This window comes from Sulfitobacter sp. (assembly GCF_041552635.1).
Lineage (GTDB): Bacteria > Pseudomonadota > Alphaproteobacteria > Rhodobacterales > Rhodobacteraceae > Sulfitobacter.
Genome location: NZ_JBFEKM010000263.1, coordinates 1 through 3,822, shown reverse-complemented (window position 1 = coordinate 3,822; position 3,822 = coordinate 1). Strand labels below are relative to the sequence as shown.

Annotated in this window: 3 protein-coding genes; 2 read left to right on the top strand and 1 reads right to left on the bottom strand. The window is 60.8% G+C overall.

What is annotated here, in order from left to right:
* The coding region (trpE, locus tag ABYT07_RS19670; RefSeq protein WP_372993710.1) for an anthranilate synthase component I at positions 1-1,293 on the top strand (1,293 nt) is incomplete at its 5' end.
* Positions 1,294-1,295: 2 nt separating this feature from the next.
* Entirely contained in the window at positions 1,296-2,336 is a 1,041-nt protein-coding gene (locus ABYT07_RS19665; RefSeq protein WP_372993709.1) for a succinylglutamate desuccinylase/aspartoacylase family protein, read from the top strand.
* Between the two features lie 17 nt (positions 2,337-2,353).
* Here the strand turns inward: ABYT07_RS19665 and ABYT07_RS19660 are convergent.
* A partial coding sequence (locus ABYT07_RS19660; protein WP_372993708.1) for a divergent polysaccharide deacetylase family protein occupies positions 2,354-3,822 on the bottom strand: 1,469 nt, incomplete at its 5' end.

Genomic DNA, 3,822 nt, shown 5'->3' with positions numbered 1-3,822 from the left:
CGCTGCAACGGCACCACATCGGCGCTGAACCGTGCGGCGCGCTATGATGCCGATGCGTTCGAGGACGTCGCAGGCGATCCGCTGGAGACCTTGCGCGCGCTGATAGCTGAATCGAAAATTGACCTGCCCGCAGACCTGCCCCAAGCGGCGGCTGGCCTGTTTGGCTATCTGGGCTATGATATGATCCGGCTGATCGAACACCTGCCCAACGTCAACCCCGACCCGCTTGGCCTGCCTGACGCGATGATGGTGCGCCCGTCGGTGATTGCCGTGCTTGATGGCGTCAAGGGCGAGGTCACGATCGTATCGCCCGCATGGGTGTCGAACGGCCAGACCGCCAAAGCCGCCTATGCCCAAGCCGCCGAACGCGTGATGGATGCGGTGCGTGATCTGGAACGCGCCATGCCCGGTGCAAGCCGCGATCTGGGCGAAGCGCACGAAGAATCTGCCCCTGTCAGCAATTTCACCCGCGAAGGGTATAAATCTGCCGTCGAAAAAGCCCGCGAATATATCGTCGCTGGCGATATCTTTCAGGTGGTGCCGTCGCAACGTTGGTCGCAGGGTTTCTCGCAACCCCCCTTTGCGCTTTATCGCAGCTTGCGGCGTACGAACCCGTCGCCTTTCATGTTTTATTTCAACTTTGGCGACTTCCATGTTGTCGGGGCTTCGCCCGAAATCCTTGTCAGGGTCTTTGGCAAGGAAATCACCATACGCCCCGTTGCCGGCACCCGCCGTCGCGGCGCGACCGAGGAAGAAGACCGCGCGTTGGAAGCGGACCTGCTGGCCGACGAAAAGGAACTGGCCGAGCATCTGATGCTGCTGGATCTGGGCCGCAACGATGTGGGCCGCGTCGCCAAGATTGGCACCGTGCGCCCCACCGAGGAATTCATCGTCGAACGCTACAGCCATGTCATGCACATCGTGTCCAACGTGGTGGGCGAATTGCGTGATGACCGTGATGTGCTGGATGCGTTCTTTGCCGGCATGCCCGCAGGGACCGTATCAGGTGCCCCCAAAGTCCGCGCGATGGAGATCATCGACGAACTTGAGCCCGAAAAGCGCGGGCTTTATGGCGGCGGTGTCGGGTACTTTAGTGCGGGCGGCGACATGGACATGTGCATCGCCCTGCGCACCGCAGTCATCAAGGATAAAACTCTGTATATTCAGGCCGGTGGCGGTGTGGTCTATGACAGCGACGCCGAGGCGGAATATATGGAAACCGTCCATAAATCCGACGCGATCCGCCGTGCGGCTGCCGATGCCGCGCGCTTTGCCGGAAATGGAAATAACTGATCATGCCCAACCAGCCACCTTTTGAAATCGCAGCTCAAAAGGTGGCTCCGGGCACCCGTGAGCAGATTGATCTGCCCATTTCGATCTTGCCAGATCACACCCCCGTTGGCCTCTCGCTCGAAGTGATCCATGGCAAACGCGAAGGTCCCACCATGTTCGTGAGCGCCGCCGTGCATGGCGACGAATTGATCGGGGTCGAAATCGTGCGTCGGCTGCTGCGCGCCCCGCAGCTTAAATCCCTCCGTGGCACCTTGCTGGTGATCCCCGTGGTGAATTCCTTTGGATTTCTGAACCGCTCGCGGTACTTGCCCGACCGCCGCGATCTGAACCGCTGTTTTCCGGGGCACCCGTCGGGTTCACTTGGGTCGCGCTTGGCGCATATCTTCCTGAACGAAGTCGTCTTGCGCTGTGATTTCGGCATTGATCTGCATTCCGCCGCGATCCATCGCACGAACCTGCCGCAAGTGCGGATTTCGCCCTCTGACCCGATTACCCGACGGATGGCGATCAACTTTGCCGCCCCCGTCGTTCTGACGTCGCCGTTGCGCGACGGGTCACTGCGCGCTGTGGCCTCGGCCAGGGGCACGCCTGTGCTGCTTTACGAGGCGGGCGAAGGGCTGAGGTTTGACGAAATGGCCGTACGCGCCGGTGTTGCTGGCATCTTACGGGTGATGCGCGCCGAAAATATGTTGCCTGCCAAGGGCATCGCAGAATCGCGTCGCCAACCCCATGTCTGTTCCAGCTCAAGCTGGCTGCGCGCGCCCGTGGGCGGCCTGCTGCGCACTTTCCGCGCCGAAGGCGAGACCGTCAAGGAAGGCGATGCGCTTGCCACGGTGTCAGACCCCTTTGGCAAGACCGAAGAAGACATCGTAGCACCCTTTGACGGCATCTTGATTGGCCGCGCCATCCTGCCCGTCGTCAACGAGGGCGACGCCGTGTTCCATCTGGCCAAGCTGATGCCGCGCGCGATTGCCGACACGGTCGAAGATATGATTACCCAGTTGGAAAGCGACCCGCTGTTCGACGAAGACGAGATTATCTAACCCTTTGGGATAAAAATTTACTCGGCTTCCTCGGCCAGCAATACGGCCGAGATGGGGGCCAATGCGACCTGACTGGCGCGATCTTGCAATCCCCAAACCAACAGCGCCGATATCGTCTCGGGGCGCATCCGGCCCAGCATGATGACCGATCCTTCAATTCCTGCCTTGAACGCCGCTTGATCCAGAAAACGACGGATCACCGTGGGTGTCTGGTCCTTGCTGTCAAAGTCGCGGAAAATCGCGGCGGCGGGCACGCCTTCCTTGATTGCCAGTTTGGGCATGGTGTTCAACCCCTTGTCCTGTGTGACCAGCCCATGACCGCCCTCTGCCAGAATCGCAGTAACCTGATCGGCCAATGCACGGTCGGGCTGCAACCCGTTGCCCTGCCCCTCCAGCACGCCGATGACTTCGGGCAGACGGGTCAGCGCAACAGCAAGGGTGGTTTCCGCATCAGACGCCTGCGCGCTGTCGGGCAGATCAACCATCGCCAAGACCTCGAACCCTTCGTTGCGGTAGATGGTCATCCGTTCGGCCGCATCGGGCAGGTCCACATCGACGGCAAAGCTGATCGGATAAGGAAAGCTGCGCAGAGCGGCGATGCCGACTTCTCCTCCGTCCAGATCGCTGCCTTGGTCGATCAACAAGATACCCATCAAGGGTTTGTCATCAGGGTTGGCAAAGGGCTGGCCATAGCGGGTAATCGCGCCGGAAGGCAGAGCCTGTTGAACGGCGGCATCTGTCTGTTCACCCGATAGTGCCGTCGGCAAACGGTTCACGGTCACAGCAGCACCTCGTGGTTTGCTGGCGGCAGTATCAATGCTTGGGGCTTCGGTAGGGACAGGCACATCCAGAACCGTTGGTCTTTTGGTTACCGGAGCCGCCTCGACCACGACGGTCGTCGGCATGTCGGGCTTGGATGTTTCGGTCTGCGGTTCTTCTGCGGGCGTGGCGGGGATTTCAACGGTCACGCTATTTTCTGGTGCCGTGTCTTTAGCGGTAATAACTTCGGGGGCGGTTTCTTCAACTTCGGGGGCGGTTTCTTCCATCACATCGTCTTGCGGCACGGGGTCAACTACGACGGTTTCCCCGGCGATAGGTTCGTCCGCGTCCGGCGGGGTTGTTATCACAGGTGCAGGTGCCGCAGAATCCGTCGCAATGGCGGTATCATCGCGAGCGTCAGGTTCCATCGGGGCCAAAGCCATCGGGTTAGGCAGGATCGGCGCATCCGGTGTCATGGCTGGCGGTGTCGTTTCTATTGCCTCGTTAAGCCGAGTGATTTCAATATCTTGGCCGATCTCCGGCGCTGCCAAGGGGGCCGTCGCCATATCTTGGGGTGCATCGGCGCTGCTGTCATCTGCGGGCATGATTGCAAGCGGCGCAGGCTTCGCCTCGGGCGGGCTGTCAACAGGCGCAGGTGCGGGCGGTTCAGGGGGCGTATCGACTGGCGCGGCGGCTGTCATATCCTGCGGCGCGGTATCATCCATCT